Origin of the sequence: Synechococcus sp. MVIR-18-1, from assembly GCF_014279835.1 — a bacterium.
In the GTDB taxonomy this organism is placed as follows: Bacteria; Cyanobacteriota; Cyanobacteriia; order PCC-6307; family Cyanobiaceae; genus Synechococcus_C.
The window spans coordinates 1,334,623-1,358,562 of the sequence record NZ_CP047942.1 but is presented as its reverse complement, the minus strand read 5'-3'; the positions used below and the strand labels follow the sequence as shown (position 1 = coordinate 1,358,562).

The following is a 23,940-nucleotide window of genomic DNA, read 5'->3' as shown; positions in this document are numbered from 1 at the left end:
GTTGTTCACTTGCTCACTCCTGCTTGATGCCCATCTATTTCTAGATGGATGGACACAGACCTGCAAAGGAATAGCTCTTTGGCTACAGTAAATGGGGTCATCCCTAAAAGATTTTTTAAGGTGTTCAAACCTGCATGACAACAGATTTTTTTGATATCTCCCATGCAGCCCGTCTGTTGATTGTGGATCACGATGCAGACACCCGTGATCTCATCTGTGGCGTTCTTTCGGAAGAAGGCTTTGACGTTAAAGCTCTGGACAATGGACTACTTGCATGGGAGCTGCTACAGGATGAAGAGTTTGAATTGATTGTTCTTGATCGAAAGCTTCCTGGGGTTAGTGGCTTTGATCTTTGCAGAAAACTCAGAATGCAAAATAATCAATCTCTTGTTTTAATGATTAGTCATTTGGATACAGAAGCTGATCGTGTCATGGGCCTTGAAGTTGGTGCCGATGACTACTTAGTGAAGCCATTTGGGAGTCGAGAGTTTTTGGCTCGTTGTAGAGCCCTACTGCGGCGTCACCCATTAAGTGGAGCGGCACCTGTTTTTGAAAAATTTGAGTGTTGCGATTTGAAGCTATTTTCTGATGAATGTAGAGCTTCTCGTGATGGCTTTGATATTAAATTATCGCCTAAGGAGTTTAAACTCCTTGAACTATTTATGCAACATCCTAAGAGAGTCTGGAGCAGAGACGAGTTGCTAGATCAGATATGGGGAGTCGACTATATCGGCGACAAAAAAACTGTTGATGTTCATATTCGTTGGTTACGTGAAAAAATTGAAGTCAATCCATCTAGTCCAACAAAAATATTCACTGTACGCGGTTTTGGCTACCGATTCTGTTGATAGTTTCCTGTATTAAACGCAATTGATAGTGATCTTCATGGTTATATATTTGCTCCGTATCTACGTTCAGGACTTCGTTTAAGCCAAGATCTTTTTGTTTTCGCTTGTATTTCTACTCGGAAGGTGGCTTACGATGATCTTTTGTTTGCTGTCATATTGAAGCCAACCACTCTCTTTGAGTTGTCCTAGTACCTTTGTGATTGTGACTCGGGTTGTGCTTACAGCACTAGCGATTTCTTGATGGGTTAGGCGTAAATTTAGTTTGAGGCCTTGATCGCAAGGTTGACCATAATCTTCTGCCATCAGCTCTAAAAAGCTTTTTACACGATTTTCAACACCACGCAGGCCCAATAGGGCGATCAGAGCTTCCGACTGACGGGTTCTATGCATCATTGCCTTCATCAAATTGTTGCTCAGATGAGGCGTAGTATTCACATCTTGAATGGACAAACCCAGCAAGTCGCAGTGATCAAGAGTTGTGGCCTCGAACAGGTCCAAATGCGTTAATGGCTCTCCAAAGGGCTCATTGGGTCCTGCAATTGCAAGCAAAACATCATCACCTTGCTCGTTGAGGCAACTTAATTTCACAATGCCTCGTACAACGATCCAAATGTGATCTGGGAGTAAGGGTACCTTCACTCCTGAATCAAAATGAATGGAGCGACGTCGATAACTGTTTTCTAGATCTCCGAGGAATCCGCTGGAGCTGCTAGGCGTGCAAACCATTTCTCGATATACGAGTGGTATGCGGTAACCCTATGGAGCCTGATTCAGCACTGAGCAAAGAGCTGGTAATGGTTTGTTTAAGAATTTTTGTCTTCAGCGCTGATGTCTCGCTTTTTGCCATCTCGACGTGAAGTGCTGGATATCTTTACCTATCCTGTCGAATGCTTTAACCCTTTCTAAACACAGCGCCTCCAACTGTTGAGTATTTGTGGTGTTATCTCTTGCTCAACTTCGATGCGCATTGGCATCAATGGTTTTGGCCGGATTGGTCGGCTCGTTTTTCGTGCTCTATGGGGTCGACCCGGAATTAATATCGTTCATGTGAACGATTGCGCTGGTGATGCCGCAGCTGCAGCCCATCTGCTTCACTTCGATTCTGTTCATGGACGCTGGCAACATGAGGTTCGCCCCCATGCAACGGGCTTCCTCGTTGGCGACCAGGAGGTGCGATTCAGCTCAGAGATTGATCCTACAAAAGCAGGCTGGAGTGACTCTGGCGTGGAGATGTTGCTTGAGTGCAGTGGGAAGTTCAAATCATCAGAATTGCTTCAATCATTTTTAAATATCCTTAACCTAAAAAGAATACTTGTTGCATGTCCAGTTAAGGGGTCTGTTGATGATGTCGAAATCCTTAATATCGTTTATGGGATTAATCATCATCTCTATGATCCCAGTCGGAATAGGGTCGTAACGGCTGCATCTTGTACAACCAATTGTCTTGCACCCATTGTGCAGGTTATTCATAATAGCTTTGGGATTAAGCATGGTTCGATTACTACATTGCACGATGTCACCAATACTCAGGTTGTTGTAGATGGGTTTCACAACGACTTGCGACGTGCTCGATCCTGTCTCCAAAGTGTGATCCCAACGACGACAGGATCAGCAAAAGCTATCGGTCTTATCTTTCCTGAATTAGAGGGAAAGTTGAATGGTCATGCGGTGAGGATTCCACTCTTGAATGCATCGCTCACTGATGCAGTGTTTGAGCTTGAGAAGGAAGTATGCGTTGAGGATGTTAATGGAGCCTTTGAGGCTGCTGCCAATGGAGACCTTCATGGCATTCTTGGCTATGAAACTCGACCGTTGGTGTCAGTGGATTATGTCAATGATAATCGCAGTACCATTGTTGATGCGTTGTCGACCATGGTTATCAACGGCACTCAAGTCAAGATTTATGCCTGGTATGACAATGAGTGGGGGTACAGCTCACGAATGGCAGATCTGGCATGCCATGTGGTCTCCTTCGAGGAATGAGGCTCTCTTCGCTGCAGCAATACAGCGTCGTGACCGCCAATTACTGGGCGTTCACGCTTACCGATGGTGCCTTGCGCATGTTGGTGTTGTTTCACTTCCATGAACTTGGTTATTCCACCCTTGAGATTGCGTTTCTATTTCTCTTTTATGAATTTTTTGGCATCCTGACCAATCTCTATGGTGGTTTGATAGGTGCTCGTTATGGGTTACGTCTCACGCTTTGGGTTGGCACGTTGCTGCAGATCTTTGCGTTGTTGATGTTGATACCTGTGGCTGCTAGTTGGCCCAAGTTGTTGAGTGTGAGCTATGTGATGGTGGCTCAGGCAATCAGTGGCATTGCAAAGGACCTCAATAAAATGAGCGCCAAAAGTGCAATTAAGGTGGTTGTTCCCGTGAATGCAGATGAGGCAGAAACGGGTGAATCACAACTATTTAAATGGGTTGCGATTCTTACTGGCTCTAAAAATGCACTGAAGGGAGTCGGTTTTTTTCTGGGAGGGGTTCTTCTCACATCCTTTGGATTCAATCTTGCAGTTGCCTGGATGGCGGCAGGTTTGGCATTTGTATTTCTGCCAACTTTGGTTTTGCCAGCTGATTTCGGCAAGATGAAGGACAAGCCTTCGATCTCGTCACTGTTCTCTAAATCTGAGGGGATCAACGTTTTGTCCTTGGCTCGTTTCTTCTTGTTTGGGGCTAGGGATGTCTGGTTTGTGGTGGCTCTGCCTGTTTTTCTAGAGGCTTCTTTGGGTTGGAGCTTCTGGGAGATCGGTGGTTTTCTGGGCCTTTGGGTGATTGGTTACGGCCTCGTCCAGGGGGCCGCCCCTGCTTTACGTCGTCTTTGGGGTAAGACCACTCCACCTGGGGTTTCATCCCTGCAGTTTTGGAGTGCCTTGTTAACTGCGGTCCCGGCCCTCATCGCTGTTTCCCTATGGCGAGAAGTTGATGTGTCGATTGCGATCACTGCAGGACTGGCTGTTTTTGGGGTGGTGTTTGCAATGAACTCCTCCATTCATTCCTACATGGTTCTGTCGTACACCGATTCCGAGAACGTCAGCCTTAACGTTGGTTTCTATTACATGGCGAATGCAGCTGGCCGTTTAACGGGCACCTTGTTGTCTGGAGCTATTTTCTTTGTAGGGGGAATGGAGGCTTGTTTGTTGATGTCTTCCGTTCTTGTCGGTTTGGCATTTTTGAGCAGTTGTCAATTACCGCCACCTCCTAGACATTGCGTCAATACCATCCAGTCTGTGTGATTCTCTTTATTGATACTTCTCTATAGATTTTTTTTGTGTGTACCATTTAGGCGAGGTCTTTTTGCGCTCCTATGATGTATTTGCGATGATTTTGTAGCGGGCAGGGCATCCTGCGGCTCTTCATGTGTCTAACTTTTACTCATAAAAAATAGGGGGGAGAATTTGTTCTCCCCCCTATTTTTTATACCCTTTGTCGTTATTCGACGAAGGATTACTCCTTGATTGTGTTGACAGCTTCTTTGGCTTTGCTAACCACTTCCGGCGGAAGTGAAACGTAGCCAAGTTCTGGAGCTATGGACTGGGCCTCTTCAGAGAGCATGTAGTTAAAGGTCTTCTGAAGCAGAGGCAGCTTTTCAGCATTGCCGTTGGCGTAGGCCAGCACCCACGTGAACGTCACGATTGGATATCCACCCATAGGATTGGGGTTCCCACCGATCAGATCTGGTCCAAGATCGATGGATCCCAATGCTTCACTGGCAGTTTTGTTGGTGGGAACAACTTGCTTCCCTGAGCCGTTTTGAACAGCTGCTGCTTGCAAGTCTCCTTTCACATAGGCCAGTTCGACGTAGCCAATGCCGCCATCGATTTGTTGAAGTTGAGCAGAAACACCTTCGTTTCCTTTGGCTCCAATTCCAGATGGCCACTGCACAGATTTGTCTGCGCCCACATTATCTTTCCATTCAGGACTAATTGCTGAAAGGTGCTTGGTGAAGTTGTATGTGGTTCCAGATCCATCGGATCGATGCACAATCTTGATGGCTTTTGGATCGCAACCCAGTTCGCTGTAGTTTTTAATCGTGCCTAAAAAGATGCCGGATAATTGATCTTGCGTAAGCTTCAGTTCACAATCTGAGTTGTTGTAAGCAACGGCGATTGCGCCAGCTGTCATCGGGATCTGAACAACACCTCGACTCACTTTGTCAATGGCTTCGGGTTTCATTGGCTTGTCAGAAGCCCCGAAGTCGACCGTTCCTGCAGTGAATTGGCGTACTCCTGCTCCAGAACCTACAGATTGATAATTGACTTCCATCCCTTGTGGCGCTAGATCCGAAAACCAGCGTTGATAAATCGCAGCGGGAAAGGATGCACCTGCTGCAGAGAGTGTCCCTTCAATGTTTTTGTTGCTGTTTTCTGTACTTGTACACGCTGCAAGGCTGAGGCCTGCAGCCACACCCATGAGAGTGAGGGATGAGCGAATCATGAAAGGACGACGCATGCTGCGAAATCACTGCTCGCTTGTTTTAAGAGCTGATCTTCATAAGCAATTAAAGTGAGCATTAAGAAATGGTTATCAGTTTGGTTTCCCCAGCCTCTCAGGATCTTTGGGATCTCCATATCTGAATCGTCTGGTCATGTGCTGTGGCTGTCTTGGAGGGGGTCGGGTTTGTAGTTTTGAGTGCAAATCAAACGCGTTGCAACGGCATAGCGATTGAGCCAGCGGTTCACTCGGGTGCGCTGGATGGGAGGAACCTCCTCCACCAATTGTGAAAGTTCAATCGCCCCGAGCCGTCTTAACTCGCGAACATCCACGTGCCAAAGGGATTCTGCTTCTCGGATTAAACGCGCCCAAGTGCGCGCTTGTTGCCAGCGCCTCAAACGACGCCGTAAGGGGTCAAAGGTCCTGAATTCGCAGTGGCTGAGTGGTCTCTGCACGCTGGGACGAAGGTAGAGAACAACCGTACTGACAGCCTGATGCCGCGGACCTTCTCCGTGAAAAATCCCCTACCTGCCTTCGGATTGCTGAAACAAAACCAGGTGGTTGACGTCAAATTTCCTCTTGTTGCACGACTGGAAATGGCAGTTCTTCCACTTCACGGGTGCTGAGACGCCTTGTCCAGGCTCCTTTCACAGGATCATTCCAGCGGAAGCCTGCATCTCGAGCAAGCTGGCGATCGTCGTAGGAGACCTGAGCTCGCATGAGGGAACGGGGTTCGCGCCCATGTTCAATGAGTTGTTCCAATTGACTGCAACGGCGGAACACTTCGGCCAAATAAATGCAATCGCTGAGAGCGCGATGGGCTGCCCAAACCGGAATCTCGTAGGCCAATGCCAAATCTCGGACGGAAGGGCGTGACCGCAGTTGTTTTTCTTTCGGCCAACGCATGTCCTCCATGCTGCAGAGCCAGGGCAGATCTGTTCCAGGAAGATGGCCCCTGCCAAACCATTGCCGATCGAAGGCCGCATTGTGTGCCACTAAAAGATCAGCAGCGTTCAGCAGCTCTTGGAAGTAATCCAATCCTGGTTTCCAGGGTTGCGGCAAGCGCGTCACTGCTGCGGGGATGCGATTGATGGCCTCAGCTGCATTGGTCGCAACGGGTAACAAGCAAGACATCTGGGCCAGGATCTGCCGGCTTGGGACATCAAACAAAATCGCCCCAATCTCAAGGCAGTGATGCGCTTCAGGTTCGAGGCCAGAGGTTTCGGTATCAATGATCAGCAGGGTGCGCGCTGCCGATGTATTGCGCTCTTGCTTTGCTTGTTTCGGTAAAGGTTGCGGCTCTTCAACCTGGAATTCACCCAGAAGATTCAATTGACCAGGAACAGCGCCTGACTCCATCACTCCAGCTCGCTCGTTCTTAAAACCATTCTCCCGTCTCGCCCTAGGTGCTTCCTAGGGTGCCGCCAATTCTTGATTTCCTTTATGGCTCTCACGATCGGAGACCGGGCACCAGAGATTGCCCTCGAAGATCAAGACGGCGTGCTGCGTCGTCGTGATGAGCTGCAAAACAAGGTGTTGGTGCTGTTTTTTTACCCTAAGGACGACACTCCCGGCTGCACTGCTGAAGCGTGTGCCTTCCGCGATACCTATTCCTCTTTCGAGGCTCTCGGTGCTGTTGTGTGGGGTGTGAGTAGCGACGATGCTGTGAGCCATCGAAAATTTGCCCAGCGTTACCAATTGCCCTTTCCTCTCCTCAGTGATCAAGGGCAACGCCTACGTACAAGTTTTGGCGTTCCCAAAGTTCTTGGCTTGCTTCCAGGACGGGTGACCTATGTGATTGATGCCGAGGGCACCATTCGCCATATCTTCAACAACATGCTCGATGGGCCAGCGCACGTGCGTGAAGCGGAACGGATCGTGAAGGAGTTGTCCAAAGGATGAGCCGCTGGCAGCGACAACAGGGCTGTTGGTGCCTCTGGCCTGCTTCAGCGCAAGGGCTCGTTGAATTTATTGGTGGGAGCTATTTAGCCACTAATCCCCAGATCAGTTACCGACGCCTATTGGAAGGATTGGCTGCCCGTCAGCTCGCGGTTCACGCTTGGAGCTATGTGCCAGGTTTCGACCATCAGCTGCAGGCCAGAGAAGCTTGGCAGGCTTTACGCGCCTGTCGCTCAGTCCTCAACCAACGCTTGGGTAAGGATCTCGTTCCGGTGCGTGTGGGTCACAGCTTGGGCTGCAAGTTGCATTTGCTGGCCCCGGATGGAGGTCGCAACAGTCTTGCGATGGCCGCCTTGAGCTTCAACAACTTCACCGCTGAACGCTCGATTCCCCTACTGGGCACATTGGCGCCAAGCCTTGGTGTGGTCACGGAATTCAGCCCTGGACCTGAGGAAACACTGCGCTTGATCGAACGCTATTACCTCCAGCCTCACAACCTGGTGATTCGTTTTGGCTCTGATCAGCTCGATCAAAGCCAGGATCTGATGCAGGCGCTCAGCAAGCGCTCCGGCGACCAAAGTCAGTTTGTTCCTATGAAGGGAGATCACCTCACCCCTGCGAGTGCTGGACTTCGACAAGGGCTCTTGGGAGATTGGGCCGATGATCCATCAAGAGCCAGGGTGATCGGCAACTTGATTGAATCCATTAGCAATCTTGGACTCGGCCTTGAACGTCAGCGATGATTGAAGAAGCCCTGTTTAGACCGTTGTGAGCGCCAACCCACAAAAAGTACTTCTGCAGATTGCAAGGTGTATCGCGCTGAGTGATGGCACGATCTCAGACGAGGAAGATCGTTTGCTCAAAGACTTGCCTGAGCGCTTATATCTCGAGGAGAGCACTCCTGATTACAGGCCCAATCAGCCTCAAAGTTTGACTGAGCTCGCCAAATTGCTCACCAATCACACCGATCAATGCACAGCGGTCAGGGTGGCTTGTTTGGTGGCGGGTGTGTCGCGGAATCCAGGCGATAACGCTGATATCAATGCAAAAGAACGAACGGCTTATCGAGAGTTAATCGCTGCGCTTCAAGTTTCGGATGAGGAATTAAACGAAATCCAATGGGCTGCCAAAGAGGAGCTTCAGCAGAAACCCTCTCTTCTCAACATGATTTTGGATGCCATTTATGGCAAAGATGGCTGGCCCGATCAAGCGCTGCTCCCACCCGACTTTCCAATGATTTGAGATCAACCGATGCAGCAGCCCTCGCCGCTGATGCTGCATCGGATGTCTGGACTTAGCCGCGTAGACGATCAAGAACGGAGCGGTCTTCCAGCGTGCTGGTATCGCCTGTGACCTCTTCACCGGCAGCAAGAGCGCGGAGAATCCGGCGCATGATCTTGCCACTACGCGTTTTTGGCAACGCATCGCTGCAGCGAATCTCGTCGGGCCTGGCGATCGGTCCGATCTCCTTGCCGACATGGGCGCGCAGTTCGGCAACGAGGGCGTCGTTGGACTCTCGTCCCAGTTCCAGCGTCACGAAGGCAACGATGCCCTCACCTTTGAGATCATCGGGTCGACCGACGACAGCCGCTTCGGCTACGGCGGGATGGCTCACCAAGGCCGACTCGATTTCCATCGTGCCAAGACGATGACCCGAGACATTGATCACGTCATCCACACGACCCATGATCCAGAAATATCCGTCGGTATCCCGGCGTGCCCCATCACCAGCGAAGTAGAGGTGGGATCCATCTGCAGGGCGAATGGCTTCCCAGTAGCTCTCCCGGTACCGCTGCGGATTTCCATGAACGGTGCGCATCATTCCTGGCCAAGGGGCTCGCACCGCTAGGTATCCGCCTTCGTTTGGTCCGCAGCTCTTGCCTTCGGCATCGATGATGTCGGCTTGGATTCCAGGTAAGGGCAAGGTGGCAGAGCCTGGCTTGGTGGGGGTCGCTCCAGGGAGTGGGCTGATCATTACGCCACCGGTTTCGGTTTGCCACCAGGTGTCGACGATTGGGCAGCGTTCACCGCCCACCACATCGCGATACCACATCCAGGCTTCAGGGTTGATCGGCTCACCGACGGTGCCGAGCAGGCGCAGGCTGCTCATGTCGTACTGATCAGGCACCGCACGTCCACTCCTCATAAAGGCGCGAATGGCGGTAGGAGCGGTGTAGAAAATGCTCACTTTGTGCTTCTGGATCATTTCCCAGAAGGCCCCTGGCTTGGAGGGTCGAGGAGCTCCCTCGTACATCACTGTGGTGGCGCCGTTCGACAGAGGCCCATAGACGATGTAGCTGTGTCCGGTGATCCAGCCCACATCGGCCGTGCACCAAAACACATCGTCGTCACGGATGTCGAAGATCCATTGAAAGGTCAAATGGGCCCAAAGGTTGTACCCCGCGGTGGTGTGGACCACACCTTTGGGTTTTCCTGTTGATCCAGAGGTGTAAAGCACAAACAAGCGGTCTTCGCTCGCCATGGGCTCCGCGACGCATGCATCCTCTTGATTGGCGACCAGGTCATGCCACCACTGATCTCTCCCATCCACCATCTCCACCGGTTGATCGGTGCGCTTCACAACCAGCACGGAGTGCACCGTTGGGCATGCACCATCGGCAAGCGCTGCATTTACAGCCGGCTTAAGTGACACAGGTTTGTCCTTGCGGAAACCGCCATCGGCGGTGATCACCGCTTTCACTTCACCGTCGATCAGGCGATCACGCAGGGCTTCTGCAGAGAACCCACCAAACACCACAGAGTGAGGAGCGCCAATGCGCGCACAGGCGAGCATCGCGATGGCGGCCTCAGGCACCATCGGCATGTACAGAGCGACAAGGTCACCTTTGCCAATTCCGATGGCCTTGAGGGCGTTGGCGGCACGGCACACCTCGGCATGCAGCTCTTGGTAGGTGAAGGTGCGCACATCCCCGGGCTCTCCCTCCCAGATCAGGGCTGTCTTGTTGGCCTTGGGGCCATTCAGATGACGGTCAAGACAGTTGTAGGAGAGGTTGGTTGTTCCCCCTTCAAACCAGCGTGCAAAGGGTGGGTTGTCCCAGTCGAGAACGGTGTGAAACGGTTCGAACCAATGCAATTCACGACGGGCTGCTTCTCCCCAGAACGTGTCTGGATCGGATTTCGCTGCTTCAGCTAGAGCGCGATAAGACTCCATCCCAGAAATACGCGCATCCCTGGCGAGGTCCGCTGGTGGATCAAAGACACGCTGTTCTTGAAGCACGCTCTCAATGGTGGAACCCTCACTCATCGCTTGCTGCTCAAATGCACTGACAGGACAACACTATCGATGCTTTCAGCATCCTGACCAGTCGCGTTGTCAGAATCCACAGAAGAGTGATGCGGCAACGATGCCAAAGGCAGGATCCTTGTCAGCGCCAAAAGCATGCCTGTTTGATCTTGATGGTCTCCTGCTTGATACCGAACCTTTACAGGCAAAGGCTTGGAAGGAAGCGGCAGCATGCTTCAACGGATCCTTGTCGCGTCAGCAACTGCAACAACTCAAGGGACGTCGCCGGGAGGACAATGCCAACTTGGTGTGCTCATGGTTGCAGCAGTCCGTTTCAGCGGAACAACTCCTGAAGGTGCGGGAGCCGATTGCCAGGCGTTTAGTGGCTGAGGCTCCAGCCGTTCCTGGTGCGGAGCAACTGATCCGATTTTGCAGCTCTAAGACATTGCCCATGGTTCTAGTCACCAGCAGTAAAAAGGCGTCTCTGCTCTACAAAATCTCCGGTCATCCATGGCTGGATTTAATTCAAAGCCGTGTGTTGGGCGATGACTCTGAACTTCGTGCGGGAAAACCAGCTCCTGATCCCTACGTCTTAGCGACCCAAAGGCTGGGGTTGTCGCCAGGGGAATGTTGGGTGTTTGAGGATTCCGAGGCTGGCTGTCAGTCGGCTTTAGAGGCAGGCTGCTGGGTCTGGCAGTTGGTCGATGCGCTCAGCGAACCCGCTGCAATTCACCATTCCCAGCTCACCTTCATCACCAGCTTGGGCGAAGGGGAGCAACAACTCCGGAACAGCCTTAGTACAAACGACTAAGAACGAAGTCTGGTAATTCGAGCAAGGCAGTGCGTGATGGGGATTCGGGCATCCAATCCAAGGATTCTCTTGCTTCTCGAGCGAATGTTTTGGCGAGTTCGCGGGTGCGGGGGATTGCTTCTGACTCACGAACGAAAGCCAAAGCGGTTTCAAGGTCACCCTCTCCACTGAACTCGCGTTCAATCAAACCCGACAGAGCAGGGCGCTCCTCAAGGGCGTAGAGAGCAGGAGCTGTGAGGTAGCCACTGGATAGATCACTAGCTGCCGGTTTTCCGAGCTGTTGATCACTGCCAGTGAAGTCAAGGATGTCATCGACAACTTGGAAAGCCAAGCCGAGCTGACGGCCGTAGTGATAAAGCGATTCAAGTTGTGGCTCTGACAAGTCGCTTAAAACACCTGCTGCTTTTGCACTATTGGCAATTAAAGATGCGGTTTTGCAGTAACTCTTTTCGAAATAGGTCTCGAATGATTGGCCTGTATCGAAGCGAAACAAGCCTTGTTTAACTTCTCCATCGGCGAGATCCATGATCACGCGACTAAGCAATTTCACGACATCGAGATTGTCGAGATTTGCGAGGTGCCAACTCGCTTGAGCAAACAAAAAGTCACCGGCGAGAACGGCAACTCTGTAATTAAAACGGCTGTGAACGGTCTCAACGCCCCGTCGTGTTGACGCTTCATCAACAACATCGTCGTGGACAAGCGATGCGGTGTGGATCATCTCAGTGATCTCAGCCAGGCGTCGATGCCGTGAACTCAACTCTCCGTCTGCTGAAAGCGCCCTTGAAATCAGTAAGACAATTCCAGGCCTGAGTCGCTTCCCACCTGCACTGAAGAGGTGTTCAGCAGCTGCTTGGAGAATCGGGTGACCGGCTCCTATCAGGCTGCGAAGGTCGCTTAGCAGGATCTCAAGATCCGCCTCGACCGGCTGCAGCAACTCGGTGACGGTGGCCATGAATCCCCTCGGTGCTGAGATCCTAGGAAACGCAGACCTATGGCTGCAGATTCACGAGATCAACGCAAGGCCTTTGGCCCAGCCAAGCCGTGGCTCTCTCCGCAAAGCCTTGGGCATCTTTCGTCACGCAAATGTGGGTGGCTTCCAGTGATACCGGCTGATTTTGGCTTCCGGGTAACGGTTGGCCCAAAAAGGCATCGAGTTGGGTTGCGACGGCGACAGCCGGGTCGATCAGACGCATGTGAGGAGGCAATAAGTTCGCAAGGAGTGGCACTAGCAGCGGGTAATGGGTGCAACCAAGCACCACCGAATCGACCGAGGCTTCAAGCAGGGGTTGTAAATATCGAATGGCTGCTTCACGAAGTTCATCAGAACGGAGATCTCCGGATTCGATCAGCGGAACAAAGTCTGGACAGGCCTGTTGAACCACCAAGGTGCCGGGATGGAGCGCTTCGATGCTCTCCCGGTAGGCGCCAGAGGCAACTGTTGCAGGAGTGGCAAGAACACCAACGCGGGATTCTTTCACCAACGCAGCGGCAGCTCCAATCAGCCCTACAACCGGAACGCCGGCTTGTCCTTCGGTGACGTCCCTGGCGAGAGCATTGGTGGTGTTGCAAGCCATGACGACGGTGGAGACCTTCTGGGCTCGCAACCAAGCCACAACCTCAGCCGCAATCGAACGAATTTCTGAAGGAGAGCGACTGCCGTAAGGAACACGGGCGGTGTCGCCTAGGTAGGTCACGGGTACCGCACCGTGACGCTCGAGGATTCTGCGCAGGACGGTGAGCCCGCCAATGCCGCTGTCAAACAGTCCGAGACGAATGGTCAACGCACTCCTTTCAGAAAATCAAGAATGCCGGTGGCAAGGGCTAAAGCCAGCCTCTGACGATGGGACGAGGTGGCCAGGCGCGGAGAATCAATGTTGCCAGTGACGAATCCCATCTCCACGAGAGCTGCTGGCATTGTGGTGCGCCTAATCACAAAAAATCGACCTCGCTTAACACCTCGATTCGGGCTGCCGGGGGACACATTTAGCATTTGCTGCTGAAGGTGAGCGGCTAAGCGGGCGGAACGACGGTCGGAGTAAAAAAACGTCTCGATACCGTTTACATCAGGCCTGGCCATGCTTAGTGCATTGGCATGAGTGCTGACGAAAGCATCCGCACCAGCCCGATTGGCAATTGAAACCCGAGGCGGAAGATCGACATCCACTTCAGCTGTTCGCGTCATGATCACCTGGACCCCCTTGGCTTCCAGCAATCGAGCGACTTGAAGGGAGATATCGAGAACGATTTCACTTTCCCTGATCCCTCGGATTCCCACAGCGCCCGGATCGGGACCACCATGGCCTGGGTCGATAACAACGCGGTATTTTCCTCGCGTCACGGTGGGTAAGCCCGCCGCATTCACTGGAGTTTTGCTGGGTTGGATGCGCAGGCCACCCGCCCAGGACCCCGAGGATGCACGGTTGAGATCTCCTTCCCCGATCGGCCTTAACCCTGTGGTGGAAAGCCCTTGAAAGCTGAGCTTCCAGCGATTGGAAGCAGTACCGATCAATTTCAATTGACTGGGATCGAGATCGACCCCTGGCTGAAACTCGATCACCAATCGGGTTTCACCTGCGCTCGGTTTTCCAAGCCGAATTTCGCGAACGGGGCCGGACCCGGGCAGGCTTCTCGATCGACTGAGCTCACCTGGAAAATCGATCCACACCCTTGGACCGCGGGTGCGATCCCCGGCTTCGAAGAAGGCTTGAAGTCGCGCACCCGCTGCGGTGCGCAGCAGGAGCTCCCCTGAAGAACTGAGTTTCCAGGCTGCCAGGGCACTGGCGGCTTGGGCCGGCAGGCTGAGAAGCAGGGATGACGCTTGGACAGCCGCCGCAAGAATGAGCGCACTGAAGCGGAAGGTCAGCGGAGCCATGCCCTTCAGAACAGCGAGGGTTGGCGGTGCTGCAGGCTCGGCATCTGCCCGCGAATGCGCTGGAGATGGCTGGGGTCAATGGGAGCGATGGCGGCCCCTGGAGCCACCCCGGCATCGGACAACACCGTGCCCCAAGGATCCACCACCAGTGAATGCCCGTGGCTCTGTCGTCGCTTGTAGTGCACGCCTGTCTGGGCTGGAGCCAGCACGTAGGCCGTGTTTTCGATCGCCCGTGATTGGAGCAAAACTTGCCAATGGTCCTTCCCTGTGAAGGCTGTGAAGGCAGCGGGAATCATTAACAACTCAGCTCCGGCTCCAACGAGGTGGCGATAGAGCTCAGGAAAGCGCACGTCGTAGCAAATGGACAGCCCCACACGACATAGTCCAGGCACATCCACGACGGGTGGGGGGGATGTCCCCGGGCTGAAGCTCGCTGATTCCCGGTAGGAGCTCCCGTCTGGGAGGTCCACATCAAAGAGGTGGATCTTGTCGTAACTAGCCAGCACTTGACCGTCACGGCCTACCAGCTGTGACCTTTGAAAGTGGCGTTGGCCATCACCGACGGGAACGGGGAAGCCACCACCCAGGATCACGACCTGATAGCGACGAGCCATGGTGACCAAAAAGCGAGATGCCTGTTCAGACAAAGCCGGTGCCAGCTCGAGTCGCTGAGCGTCGTCACCCATAAAGGCAAAGTTTTCGGGCAAAGCGATGAGCTCGGCGCCACGACGCGCCGCTAAATCGATTTGCTCCTCAGCGGCCGCAAAATTGCTTTCAGGGTCAGTGGTACTGGTGAGTTGTAGGGCCGCAGCCAAAAAGTCACTCACGTGCGTTTAATCCGATTCGCAAATGGTATTGGCTTACAGCCGTGCGGCTACCCAGAAACAGCACGAAGCACGCCTGGTTCGGCCTGCGTGGGCACCACCGACAGCTGATCAAGGCCAGAACAGCGTTGGAAATCCGCGTTGTGATCACCCAAGCCAATTAAACGCTGTCCGTGGGATGCGATTCGTAAACAGGCTTCCGGGTTGTCTTTCCATTGGGACCACAGCGCAAGTGCTGCTTGCATTTCATCGTTCGCAACGGTGGCCCCTGCTGCCAGGAGAGAGTCGGCGAGGGCGCCGGCTGCCAACGAATCCTCCAAGGAATAGGTCCCTTCCCAGCCGCTTCCCACCATCCATACCTGCTGGGGCTGATCGCGGATCAGTCGTTGTGCCACCGCTTCTCGGTTTGGTAAAGCCGCCGTGAGCACACAGGCCACCTCTCGAACCCGGTGCAAGGAGCGGGTGCCATTGGTGGTGCTCATAAAGAGGCGTTTGCCCTTCACGGTCTCGGGGACAACGGAAACGGGGGAATTGCCGAGATCAAATCCATCCAGCTTGGAACCTCCCCTCTCGCCCACCAGCAGACGCTTTGCCTCGGGCCAAGCATTGGCTTCCGCTCGAAGTTCATCGAGATCAGCAAAGGTTTGAACGGCTTCCGCTCCGTTGTGCAAGGCCCAGGCAATGGTGGTGGTGGCGCGCAGGACATCGATGACAACAGCGGCGTCAGGACCGTCTGAACCGTTGATGGTGTCTGGCACGTCACCAGCAACGTGGAAATAGGAAACCTTCATGGCCACGATCTCGATCAGCGTGCGTCACAGTAACCAGATTGCTTCCTGATCACCCTTTCGACTCCATGGCTTTGATTGGACCCGGCCCTGGAACGAGAGATTTGCGGGACTTCCTCAAGCTGCTGGAAGAGCGCGGTCAGCTGCGGCGGATTACGGCGCCAGTTGATCCAGATCTTGAGCTTGCAGCCATTGCTGATCGGGTTCTTGCTGCTGGTGGACCAGCCCTGCTGTTTGAGAACGTGATTGGCTCCAGCATGCCCGTAGCCGTCAACACGCTCGGCACTGTGGAGCGTGTGGTTTGGAGCATGGGTTTGGAGCGGGCTGAACAGCTCGAGGAGCTTGGATCCAGACTCGCCATCCTGCAGCAACCAAGGCCTCCAAAAGACCTCAAGGAGACCAAGCAATTTGCAAGGGTGTTTTGGGATTTGGTGAAGGCACGACCAGACCGCGATCTTGTCCCTCCCTGCCGTCAGCAGATCTTTTTGGGAGATGACGTCAATCTTGATCAAATCCCGCTGATCAGGCCTTGGCCGGGTGATGCCGGTGGTGTGATCACGCTGGGTCTTGTGATCACGAAAGATCCTGAAACCGGAGTCCCAAACGTGGGGGTCTATCGGTTGCAGCGTCAATCGGTCAACACCATGACCGTGCATTGGTTGAGCGTTCGTGGAGGTGCTCGTCATTTACGTAAGGCGGCGGCAATGGGCAAAAAGCTGGAGGTCGCCATCGCTATTGGTGTTCACCCTTTGCTTGTGATGGCAGCAGCAACACCAATCCCTGTGCAACTCAGTGAATGGCTGTTTGCGGGAATTTATGCAGGGGAGGGCGTGCGTCTCACCCCTTGCAAAACAATTGATCTGCAGGTACCAAGTTGCAGTGAGGTGGTGTTAGAGGGAACGATCACCCCTGGAGAGGTAGGCCCGGACGGTCCGTTTGGCGACCACATGGGTTTTTACGGTGGTGTGGAAGATTCACCTTTGGTGCGTTTCCACTGCATGACGCAACGGCGGTCGCCGATCTTTCTCACCACGTTCAGTGGCCGGCCACCGAAAGAAGAAGCGATGTTGGCCATTGCTTTAAACAGAATTTATACGCCAATACTGCGTCAACAAATTCCAGAAATCAAAGATTTCTTTTTGCCAATGGAGGCGCTAAGTTATAAATTAGCAGTTATTTCGATTGACAAAGCCTATCCTGGCCAGGCAAAGAGAGCTGCAATGGCTTTCTGGAGTGCGCTTCCCCAGTTTACTTATACGAAGTTCGTTGTTGTTGTTGACAAGCACATCAATGTGCGTGATCCACGTCAGGTTGTCTGGGCTATTGCAGCACAAGTTGATCCACAACGGGATCTATTTGTCTTAGAAAATACACCCTTTGACACCCTTGACTTTGCTAGCGAACAACTGGGCCTGGGTGGAAGGATGGCCATTGATGCTACGACCAAAATTGGACCAGAAAAAAATCATGAGTGGGGTGAGCCACTGAGCCGTCCAGCAGATTTAGAGCAAAAAGTTACTGACCGGCTCGAGGAGCTTGGCTTGTCAGATCTGGAAGATGCTGAACCAGATCCTGCACTCTTTGGTTATGTCTTAGACAAGCTTATTTCCATCCAGCCTCGGTCATAAGACGAATCGCTTCTTTGTTGTAGCGACTCAGTTGCGAAATAGTAACGCGATCAGGAGTGAATTTCGTCATTCCTTTGAGGTAGGTTGAGCCGCCAACTCCTTTTAAGGGGAACTCATAGGTTGGCCCTGCAAGTCCAGCGCTTCCCTGAGGGGATGAGAGATATTCGATCAATTTAACTGCATTTTTCTTGTTCTTAGAATAACGTGAAACTGCTGCAGCACTAATGTTGACATGAGCAGGTTTAGGCATCACGATTTTTACTTTGTTAGCAAATTGCTGATCTTTTTTTCCGTTGACTCCCGCTCTCATGCGCGCTAAATAGTAGTGATTCACAACTCCGACGCCACACTGGCCTTGGGCAACAGCCCGAATGAGCCCGATATCACCACCAAAATAGGGTTGACGAACATTGTTCGTAAGACCTTTCAGCCAGGTTTTAACCTTGGCTGTTCCCTTTAGTGCTAGTTGATCGGCAACAAGTGATTGATTGTAGACATTTTTTCTCTTTCTAAGACAAACTTTCCCCTTTAGGGCTGGGCTCGCTAGTTGTGAATATGACGTGACTGAGGATGGAGAAACGAGTGCTGGATTAACAATAATCGCGCGTACGCGTCGGGTTAAGCCAAACCACCTTTTCTTAGGATCGCGATAGCGAGATGGTACAGATTGATCCAAAGATGAGGATTGAATATTGCCAAAGAGTCCTGCATTGGCTGCATTATTGATGCGTGCAGCATCAACTAAGATAATGACATCAGCTTTTGTATTCTTACCTTCGCTCTTTAATCTCTGAACCAATGAAATCCCTGAGGCTTCAACTAGGCGAACTTTGATTCCGGTTTGATCTGAAAACTTTTTGTAAACTTGACGGTCAGTATTGTAATGACGACCTGAGTACACTCTGACTTCTTCTGCCGCAAAAGCTGGCGCAAATAGTGCTAGAGGCAAAAGAGATGTGAGAAACAAAAAAGGTTTCATCTCAATAAAGCATTTTCTTTTATTATAGAAGCCTGTTGGGACGCAAATGAATCATTTGTCACAGGGCTACGCTTCGTCGATTTTTTCAGAGATACAAGGGTTGAACAATGAATCACTTGCAATTGCAAATACTGGACTCAATAACCTGCGAACGCTTGCTTGAGAGACTTGCTCATGAAGCGGAATGGCAGGATGGTTCGCTGACCGCTGGTGCTCACGCTAAGGGGGGGAAACGAAATTCACAACTTAACGATGAGTCTCCATTGCGAGAAGAGATTCATGAGCTCGTAGAACGTGCCATGTGGAATCATCCCGTCGTGAAGGGATTTTGCCTTCCGCGCAAGCTCCACCGATTCTTAATTTCTAAAACAGAAAAGGATGGTGGGTATGAAACGCATGTTGACAATGCCTATATGAGCAGTGGAAGAAGTGATTTGTCTTTTACTCTATCTTTAACTGATGAGACAAGATATGAGGGTGGTGAATTGGAAATCGATAGTATTTCTGAGTCTTTTCCTATCAAGCTGAAGCAGGGAGAAATTGTGATCTATCCCAGCACATCGTTGCATCGCGTTTGTACTGTAATGAGTGGTGTTCGTACTGTTTGTGTGGGTTGGATTGAGAGCTATGTTAAAGGTGAAAATGATCGTCTTTGTTTGTTTCAACTAGAAAGTGGTGCGCGAGCAATTTTGGCAAAGCACGGTCGTAGTGATGAACTTGATTTGATCTTTTTGGCTTATACAAATCTGTTGCGCCGTTTAGGTCATTAGGCATGTATAAAAAGATGCGGCCTCTTTCGCTGTTGTCACTAAGCTAGGTTGTATGCTCAAAATTTCATGAAAAAGACAACTGCTCTTTCAATATTTCTTGCTAGTGCAGCTGCATTGTCAGGTCAGCTAGCCATAGTGGACCCTGTTCAAGCTGATCAAGCACCGACGGGTGGCCTTCAAGAATGGTCGACAGATCAAGATCTCGATGCTGCAGCTAAGAAAGATGCTGATGCCAAGGCTGCAGCTAAAAAAGCAGCGGAGCAGGATATTTGTATTCCCATTGGAGAGGGTGAGAATTGCTGGTAATACAGAGTCTTTGACGGTTTTTTGGAGGGACTTATCAGTCCCTCCTTTCTTAATGGCAACTTATGGCAAAAAAAAGGAGGGATGTACCCTCCTACTTATTGATTAACCCGATTGGATTTAAGCTTTAGAACTTAAATGTAGTCAGGACAAGACCACCAAGAGTGCTGAAGGTGTCAGCACCAGTGCCGCCGTACTCTCCACTTTCACCAGTCCTTTGTCCAAAAGGACGGCTCAGATAGAACAATGCAGGAGTCACGGTGATGTTATCGGTGACCTGGAAGTCATAATACAATTCGAAGGCATAGTTGCCATCGTCTGCATACCCGGTGTCGTTCTTACCTTGTCCCTTGATTGCAGTTACAAACTGAGGTTGACCAACAGCAAAACCTAAGCGGTTACCGCGCATGAATGCATCCTGCCAGTTCAAACCAACAAGCCAACCTTGTGTTTGGCTACGTGTTCCATCAGCAGTCCCATCGGGAAGGTTATAACTTGAGAGACTCCAACCAACACTGATGCTTGGGATCCAGCCACTATCGAGAGGCTGATAATAAGCATTCAGGTTGAACTGATTAGCATCAGAGTACCCCTTAGTTGACGCACCAAGAGGTGTTCCAGCACCGCCAACAGTCATACCTTTTTGTGAATAAGCATATGCTGCAGAAACTTGCCATGAAGGTGTTCCATAAGCAATTTGGCTCAGGAATTTGCCCTTACCATTTTCTGTTCCAAAGCCGCCGCCGCTGGAAATTTTCTCACCATCAGAATCGAATTGATCTCTGGTCTGGCTAACCATTCCATTTTTGGATACATAGTTAGCGCTTAATTTAAGCTTTGGATCGCTGTAATCAGCATTTCTGTTGCTGATCCAGTTGATACCAAAACCTGGTGAGGTACTTGCGCCATAGGCACCGTAGTAACCACCGAGCTTGAACTGTTTAAGTACATGCTTGTAGACGCCAGGTGTGGCGGCAAGCATGTAGTAGTTTTCGATTAGAGGACCACCAAACACTTGGAAATCATTACCAAGTGGGAACTGATACCAAAGCTTGTCAACTTTCAGGCTGTTAGCGCTGCTTTTGGAAGCTTCGATTTGCGTTTGCTTACCGGTGTAGCCATTTCCTGAGAAAGCGTTCTCGTTGAAGTTACCTGTTCTCAAGCGTGTGTAGAGCAGATCCTTCCCGGTGAAGCTTGTATTAAGATTCAGAGTGGTGCGATACGAGAAAGTTGTAGCCGTGTCTCCTAAATAATTGCCGTCTTCGTCGTAAAGCTCATCGGTTTCGTCCCCTCCGTATGAGGTGGCACCGATGGTCATTTCGGCCTTGCCGCTGAGCTTGGTGGTGGTGGAGAACTGAGTGGCTTCCAGTTCGCCAACGCGGGCTTCAAGTCCGTCAACACGGCCCTTGAGGATGGCGAGTTCCTTTTCGAACTCTTTCATCAGGCGCTTGAGCTCGTCGGTCACTTCAGTGACGCGGTCGAGGCAGGCGTTAAGCAGAGCAGCCGCTTCAAAGCGGGTCATGGCCCTGTTACCGCGGTAGGTGCCGTTGGGGTAACCGGCAACACAGCCGTAGCGCTCGATCAGGTTGCTAAGTGCCTGATAAGCCCAGTCGGTTGGGTAGACGTCTGAAAACTGAGTGATGCTGGTGACTTGCTCGCCTGTAGCGGCGTAGTCAGAAACACCGTTGATGTTCAGCTCAGTGGCGTTAGCAGCCACAGGTGCCAAAAGGCCCAGGGCAGCTGGGGCCACCAGCAGTTGATGGAAAAGTTTCAAATTGATCCTCACACAAGATGACGCAAAATGCGTCGACGCAAATTTAATTGCTCTTTGCCGAAGTTGCGACGTAAATAAGACACTTTAGTCCCCTTGTATAGCACAATTCTTTTTTACATAAGGCACATTGATGCACGTCATTTGATACAAGCGAATTCAATTCTGTTTTTGTCGCTAGACAATGGCCTCGAAATTAACTCGAGACTTGGACACTACAAAATTCATACTTAGAACCTCTTTGTTCGCTCTCGCAGCGCTTGTAGCGGTCGCGTTCGTTCTTGTTCGACGTGACTCCATTGGTGGCAGGGATGACTTTGTTGGCGATCAGACGCAAAGTCAGTCGTTTTGGATCAAAAAAGGTCGAGATCGCACACGAACCCCTTCAACAAGCAATAGCTATTGAGAATCGATTGCAGAAAGGCTCTGTTTCGGCTATGTTGCTATCAATTCTCATTAGCGTTAAAACCACTCCGTGAGCTTCCGCTTCCTGCCTGACGACCCCACGTCGTCGATCCAAATCCCGACGGGGCAAACCGTGCTTGTCGACACCCACGGGCGCAGTGATTGCATGAAATTAAATGTGCTCGAAGGGATTGCCAGGGTGTATTGCCCTTGCGAAGAAACAGAAGGGATGACGCTTGCCTTCCTACAGACAGGTGATCAGCTCAGGACTGATTGTTTGTGCAGTGATGGTATTTGCGTTGAAGCGATGACTCCACTGAGAATCGAAACGAAATCGATGGAGCCATCCCCAAATGGGTATGACTCAGTGAATGAGTGGACGCTGCAACTTCTGAGAATTCGTCACTTAGGACAAGCAGAACAGAGACTTCACGCCTTGCTGAGTCTGTTAGTGAATCGCTTGGGTAAGCGCTATGGAGAGTGGTGCAATCTTCCCTTTCGACTTACACACGACCGAATTGGTGAATTGATTGGCTCCACCAGAGTGACGTCTACGCGCTTGATCTCCAAACTTCGCAATGGTGAAATGTTGGTGACCAACTCTGGTGAAGCTTCTATGAAACTCTCTCCCAGATTGATTGAATCAAGTCCGCTCGGATTTTAGGTGATTACGTGGAAGGAATTGCTAGTGAGAGCCTGGTTCTGACCTTGAGTCAGGAGGTTGAACATTTAACGAGTTACCAGTGCATCGCCATTGAAAGAACAATTAAATCGATCAGCCCATTGCTGAAGAAGCGTTTAAGAGACGATTTGGAATCGATTCACATCAGGCTCGTGGAAATTTATGAAACTTTTGACGTCCTTAATCTTGAGCAGCTCACGATTAGTGCTCGTTTGCTCTACGAACAAAGCAAACGAGCAATGCTCAGGTCAACCTCGCTGCGTTTGACCTGCTCTTAATTCGTTATCGATGACAAGCAACGCTGTGGGGTCACCATTCGCGAACTTCACCCGCCCGAGCAAGTAAGCGAATTGATCTTCGGATTGAATTTGGGCTTCAATGAGTGGATCTAGGAATACGCTAGTTCTGGTATCGCTGTTTCTTTCAGCCATGGCATACACGCTTTGGATCGAAGACGTTGTATCAGCTTCCATCTGAAAGGCTGTTGCCATTAATGCAGCCAAATTGTCCCAGCTTTGCCTTGGAGCAGCTAATAGTTGCAGGTCGTTGGATTGACTGCGTGCTATCAAATACTGGGTGAAGTGCACGGCATGGGACTGCTCGCTCTTCGCTTCACCATCGAAGAATTGATAGAAACCAGCAAGTTCACGTTCAGCACACCAGATGGACATTGCCAAATAAGTGATTGAGGCATGCCTTTCGATTGAAATGTGTTGCTGGATTGCACTGAGCAAATCTGGATTCATGGATTCAGCCAGTGCCCTTCCGTTAGGTCCCTGTGCAACGTTCGTTGCCATCTGCGTTGACGAATCTGAGATCGTCATATTGAACACTCCTCTGAATCAAAAATCACTTATTAATTATTGACTTTTTCCACTGTTTCGTCAAGCAACATTGTTTATTTTGTGCGCTTTCGACCATGTATAATGAGAGTCAATCTCAAGATGACTCGAATGGCACGACTTCAGGGTTCACAAGAAGGCCTTGGGATCGATAAAATGACGAAAAGACTTTCAATTTTGAGCTTTTTTAGTAAGAAAAAAGGCTGTAAGAAATCAAAATGTTCGAAGTGGAAAGGTGGCCATTGTAAATGTGGTCGTGGTTAATCAAGTGAATTGCAAATACTCTACAAATGTTGATTCCTGTGCGATTAGTTTCTCGCTAACTAAGATTCCAAACTGGTATTTTTCTGAGCAGATTAATCCCTTCTCTTTCATGAAGCCAATTTGACGCGTTACAGTTGATCGGGTGCAGCCAACTAAGAGGGCGATTTGTGAATGGCTTAATTCGAATGGCAGTGTATAACTCTCTTTATTCCTTCTTCCAAACGAAAATACTAGAATCGCGATTAAACGACAGATTCTGATCTCAACTTGAGTGGATGATTTTATCATGCACAATATTAGTAGCCAGTGATTGTGAAAGATGGAATCCACTTCGTTTGCACAATCATGGGTGGATGTTATTTTAAATTTTACTTCATTTAGTGCTTCTAGGCGCAGATCAAAATTTCTAAGTCTGTTTTTCTCAAGCCTCAACCACTCTGAACCAAAAAAACCAATTGGAAATAGTTCGGAATTGATTGTTGAGACGAGGCAGACGCGTAAGACTCCTTCTTCTATGCCTAAAAATTTGCAAGTTTTGGCTTCATCAAGATCCAAGAATGTGATATCTAAACT

The 23,940-nt window shown here is 50.8% G+C and carries 25 protein-coding genes; 11 read left to right on the top strand and 14 right to left on the bottom strand.

Annotated elements, in window-relative coordinates; genetic code table 11:
• Positions 1-134: 134 nt before the first annotated feature.
• A complete protein-coding gene (locus SynMVIR181_RS07115) occupies positions 135-848 on the top strand; it encodes a response regulator transcription factor (protein WP_186588758.1) in 714 nt (237 codons plus the stop codon).
• Between the two features lie 78 nt (positions 849-926).
• Here the strand turns inward: SynMVIR181_RS07115 and SynMVIR181_RS13465 are convergent, their stop codons facing one another.
• Positions 927-1,307 (bottom strand): Crp/Fnr family transcriptional regulator, encoded by a 381-nt coding sequence (locus SynMVIR181_RS13465; RefSeq protein ID WP_370593833.1) that lies wholly within the window; start codon positions 1,305-1,307, stop codon positions 927-929.
• A gap of 501 nt (positions 1,308-1,808) precedes the next feature.
• Here SynMVIR181_RS13465 and SynMVIR181_RS07105 point away from each other — a divergent pair.
• Entirely contained in the window at positions 1,809-2,831 is a 1,023-nt protein-coding gene (locus SynMVIR181_RS07105; RefSeq protein WP_186588756.1) for an ArsJ-associated glyceraldehyde-3-phosphate dehydrogenase, read from the top strand.
• Positions 2,828-4,084, top strand: a complete 1,257-nt coding sequence (gene arsJ, locus SynMVIR181_RS07100) for an organoarsenical effux MFS transporter ArsJ (protein WP_186588755.1) — start codon at positions 2,828-2,830, stop codon at positions 4,082-4,084. Before SynMVIR181_RS07105 ends, arsJ begins: the two co-directional genes overlap by 4 nt.
• Before the next feature lie 211 nt (positions 4,085-4,295).
• On the opposite strand, the gene pstS is transcribed toward arsJ, so the two are convergent.
• The 3 genes from pstS to SynMVIR181_RS07085 all read right to left on the bottom strand — a co-directional run bounded on the left by pstS (position 4,296) and on the right by SynMVIR181_RS07085 (position 6,641).
• Positions 4,296-5,300, bottom strand: coding sequence for a phosphate ABC transporter substrate-binding protein PstS (gene pstS, locus SynMVIR181_RS07095; protein WP_186588754.1), 1,005 nt, complete (start codon positions 5,298-5,300; stop codon positions 4,296-4,298).
• A gap of 134 nt (positions 5,301-5,434) precedes the next feature.
• Complete coding sequence (locus SynMVIR181_RS07090) at positions 5,435-5,737, bottom strand: hypothetical protein (RefSeq protein WP_186522872.1); 303 nt, start codon at positions 5,735-5,737, stop codon at positions 5,435-5,437.
• 112 nt (positions 5,738-5,849) lie between these two features.
• Positions 5,850-6,641, bottom strand: a complete 792-nt coding sequence (locus SynMVIR181_RS07085) for a 3'-5' exonuclease (protein WP_186588753.1) — start codon at positions 6,639-6,641, stop codon at positions 5,850-5,852.
• 84 nt (positions 6,642-6,725) lie between these two features.
• Here SynMVIR181_RS07085 and SynMVIR181_RS07080 point away from each other — a divergent pair, with 84 nt between their 5' ends.
• From SynMVIR181_RS07080 to SynMVIR181_RS07070, 3 genes are read left to right on the top strand one after another with little or no spacing between them, the layout of a single operon-like run.
• Entirely contained in the window at positions 6,726-7,184 is a 459-nt protein-coding gene (locus SynMVIR181_RS07080; RefSeq protein ID WP_186588752.1) for a peroxiredoxin, read from the top strand.
• Positions 7,181-7,924 carry a DUF1350 family protein gene (locus SynMVIR181_RS07075; RefSeq protein WP_186588751.1) on the top strand — a complete coding sequence of 248 codons (744 nt, stop codon included), beginning with the start codon at positions 7,181-7,183 and terminating at the stop codon, positions 7,922-7,924. The genes SynMVIR181_RS07080 and SynMVIR181_RS07075 overlap by 4 nt, the downstream gene beginning before the upstream one ends.
• Positions 7,925-7,949: 25 nt before the next feature.
• Positions 7,950-8,423 carry a TerB family tellurite resistance protein gene (locus SynMVIR181_RS07070; protein ID WP_186588750.1) on the top strand — a complete coding sequence of 158 codons (474 nt, stop codon included), beginning with the start codon at positions 7,950-7,952 and terminating at the stop codon, positions 8,421-8,423.
• A gap of 52 nt (positions 8,424-8,475) precedes the next feature.
• Here SynMVIR181_RS07070 and acs read toward each other — a convergent pair whose 3' ends face one another.
• Positions 8,476-10,446: an acetate--CoA ligase gene (gene acs / locus SynMVIR181_RS07065; RefSeq protein WP_186588749.1), complete on the bottom strand. Its 1,971-nt coding sequence runs from the start codon at positions 10,444-10,446 to the stop codon at positions 8,476-8,478.
• Between the two features lie 118 nt (positions 10,447-10,564).
• Between acs and SynMVIR181_RS07060 the strand changes: the two genes are divergently transcribed.
• Positions 10,565-11,236 carry an HAD family hydrolase gene (locus SynMVIR181_RS07060; RefSeq protein WP_370593832.1) on the top strand — a complete coding sequence of 224 codons (672 nt, stop codon included), beginning with the start codon at positions 10,565-10,567 and terminating at the stop codon, positions 11,234-11,236.
• Here the strand turns inward: SynMVIR181_RS07060 and sds are convergent.
• Genes sds through SynMVIR181_RS07035 form a run of 5 tightly spaced genes read right to left on the bottom strand, consistent with a single transcriptional unit; the run spans position 11,220 to position 15,726 of the window.
• Entirely contained in the window at positions 11,220-12,191 is a 972-nt protein-coding gene (gene sds / locus SynMVIR181_RS07055; RefSeq protein WP_186588747.1) for a solanesyl diphosphate synthase, read from the bottom strand. The two genes, SynMVIR181_RS07060 and sds, sit on opposite strands and share 17 nt — an antisense overlap.
• A 37-nt stretch (positions 12,192-12,228) precedes the next feature.
• Positions 12,229-13,020, bottom strand: coding sequence for a glutamate racemase (gene murI / locus SynMVIR181_RS07050; protein ID WP_186588746.1), 792 nt, complete (start codon positions 13,018-13,020; stop codon positions 12,229-12,231).
• Entirely contained in the window at positions 13,017-14,111 is a 1,095-nt protein-coding gene (locus SynMVIR181_RS07045) for an N-acetylmuramoyl-L-alanine amidase (protein WP_186588745.1), read from the bottom strand. Before SynMVIR181_RS07045 ends, murI begins: the two co-directional genes overlap by 4 nt.
• 5 nt (positions 14,112-14,116) lie before the next feature.
• Entirely contained in the window at positions 14,117-14,938 is an 822-nt protein-coding gene (locus tag SynMVIR181_RS07040; RefSeq protein WP_186588744.1) for a carbon-nitrogen hydrolase family protein, read from the bottom strand.
• Between the two features lie 47 nt (positions 14,939-14,985).
• Positions 14,986-15,726, bottom strand: coding sequence for a 2-phosphosulfolactate phosphatase family protein (locus SynMVIR181_RS07035; RefSeq protein WP_186588743.1), 741 nt, complete (start codon positions 15,724-15,726; stop codon positions 14,986-14,988).
• Between the two features lie 65 nt (positions 15,727-15,791).
• On the opposite strand from SynMVIR181_RS07035, the gene SynMVIR181_RS07030 reads away from it, so the two are divergent.
• Positions 15,792-17,351 carry a UbiD family decarboxylase gene (locus SynMVIR181_RS07030; protein WP_186588742.1) on the top strand — a complete coding sequence of 520 codons (1,560 nt, stop codon included), beginning with the start codon at positions 15,792-15,794 and terminating at the stop codon, positions 17,349-17,351.
• Here the strand turns inward: SynMVIR181_RS07030 and SynMVIR181_RS07025 are convergent.
• A complete protein-coding gene (locus SynMVIR181_RS07025; protein WP_186588741.1) occupies positions 17,326-18,330 on the bottom strand; it encodes an extracellular solute-binding protein in 1,005 nt (334 codons plus the stop codon). The two genes, SynMVIR181_RS07030 and SynMVIR181_RS07025, sit on opposite strands and share 26 nt — an antisense overlap.
• Positions 18,331-18,437: 107 nt before the next feature.
• Between SynMVIR181_RS07025 and SynMVIR181_RS07020 the strand changes: the two genes are divergently transcribed.
• Both SynMVIR181_RS07020 and SynMVIR181_RS07015 read left to right on the top strand, forming a co-directional pair.
• Positions 18,438-19,100, top strand: coding sequence for a Fe2+-dependent dioxygenase (locus SynMVIR181_RS07020; protein ID WP_186588740.1), 663 nt, complete (start codon positions 18,438-18,440; stop codon positions 19,098-19,100).
• Positions 19,101-19,148: 48 nt separating this feature from the next.
• The gene (locus SynMVIR181_RS07015) at positions 19,149-19,406 is read left to right on the top strand and encodes a hypothetical protein (RefSeq protein WP_370593830.1); all 258 of its coding nucleotides are present in this window, start codon (positions 19,149-19,151) and stop codon (positions 19,404-19,406) included.
• A gap of 124 nt (positions 19,407-19,530) precedes the next feature.
• Here the strand turns inward: SynMVIR181_RS07015 and SynMVIR181_RS07010 are convergent, their stop codons facing one another.
• Entirely contained in the window at positions 19,531-21,177 is a 1,647-nt protein-coding gene (locus tag SynMVIR181_RS07010) for an iron uptake porin (protein ID WP_186588739.1), read from the bottom strand.
• 472 nt (positions 21,178-21,649) lie between these two features.
• On the opposite strand from SynMVIR181_RS07010, the gene SynMVIR181_RS07005 reads away from it, so the two are divergent.
• Entirely contained in the window at positions 21,650-22,243 is a 594-nt protein-coding gene (locus tag SynMVIR181_RS07005) for a Crp/Fnr family transcriptional regulator (RefSeq protein WP_186522840.1), read from the top strand.
• Between the two features lie 266 nt (positions 22,244-22,509).
• On the opposite strand, the gene SynMVIR181_RS07000 is transcribed toward SynMVIR181_RS07005, so the two are convergent.
• Together SynMVIR181_RS07000 and SynMVIR181_RS06995 are read right to left on the bottom strand one after the other, a co-directional pair.
• On the bottom strand, positions 22,510-23,058 hold the full coding sequence (locus tag SynMVIR181_RS07000) for a ferritin (protein ID WP_186588738.1): 549 nt from the start codon (positions 23,056-23,058) through the stop codon (positions 22,510-22,512).
• 309 nt (positions 23,059-23,367) lie between these two features.
• Positions 23,368-23,922 (bottom strand): helix-turn-helix domain-containing protein, encoded by a 555-nt coding sequence (locus SynMVIR181_RS06995; RefSeq protein WP_186588737.1) that lies wholly within the window; start codon positions 23,920-23,922, stop codon positions 23,368-23,370.
• Between the last annotated feature and the right edge of the window lie 18 nt (positions 23,923-23,940).

Bases quoted from the DNA above. Each gene is read 5' to 3' on its own strand.
- SynMVIR181_RS07000 (WP_186588738.1), bottom strand. From the start codon at position 23,058: ATGGCAACGAACGTTGCACAGGGACCTAACGGAAGGGCACTGGCTGAA.
- SynMVIR181_RS07115 (WP_186588758.1), top strand. From the start codon at position 135: ATGACAACAGATTTTTTTGATATCTCCCATGCAGCCCGTCTGTTGATT.
- sds (WP_186588747.1), bottom strand. From the start codon at position 12,191: ATGGCCACCGTCACCGAGTTGCTGCAGCCGGTCGAGGCGGATCTTGAG.
- SynMVIR181_RS07030 (WP_186588742.1), top strand. From the start codon at position 15,792: ATGGCTTTGATTGGACCCGGCCCTGGAACGAGAGATTTGCGGGACTTC.
- pstS (WP_186588754.1), bottom strand. From the start codon at position 5,300: ATGCGTCGTCCTTTCATGATTCGCTCATCCCTCACTCTCATGGGTGTG.
- SynMVIR181_RS07025 (WP_186588741.1), bottom strand. From the start codon at position 18,330: ATGAAACCTTTTTTGTTTCTCACATCTCTTTTGCCTCTAGCACTATTT.
- SynMVIR181_RS07020 (WP_186588740.1), top strand. From the start codon at position 18,438: ATGAATCACTTGCAATTGCAAATACTGGACTCAATAACCTGCGAACGC.
- SynMVIR181_RS07075 (WP_186588751.1), top strand. From the start codon at position 7,181: ATGAGCCGCTGGCAGCGACAACAGGGCTGTTGGTGCCTCTGGCCTGCT.
- SynMVIR181_RS07080 (WP_186588752.1), top strand. From the start codon at position 6,726: ATGGCTCTCACGATCGGAGACCGGGCACCAGAGATTGCCCTCGAAGAT.
- SynMVIR181_RS07105 (WP_186588756.1), top strand. From the start codon at position 1,809: ATGCGCATTGGCATCAATGGTTTTGGCCGGATTGGTCGGCTCGTTTTT.
- arsJ (WP_186588755.1), top strand. From the start codon at position 2,828: ATGAGGCTCTCTTCGCTGCAGCAATACAGCGTCGTGACCGCCAATTAC.
- SynMVIR181_RS07035 (WP_186588743.1), bottom strand. From the start codon at position 15,726: ATGAAGGTTTCCTATTTCCACGTTGCTGGTGACGTGCCAGACACCATC.
- SynMVIR181_RS07045 (WP_186588745.1), bottom strand. From the start codon at position 14,111: ATGGCTCCGCTGACCTTCCGCTTCAGTGCGCTCATTCTTGCGGCGGCT.
- acs (WP_186588749.1), bottom strand. From the start codon at position 10,446: ATGAGTGAGGGTTCCACCATTGAGAGCGTGCTTCAAGAACAGCGTGTC.
- SynMVIR181_RS07085 (WP_186588753.1), bottom strand. From the start codon at position 6,641: ATGGAGTCAGGCGCTGTTCCTGGTCAATTGAATCTTCTGGGTGAATTC.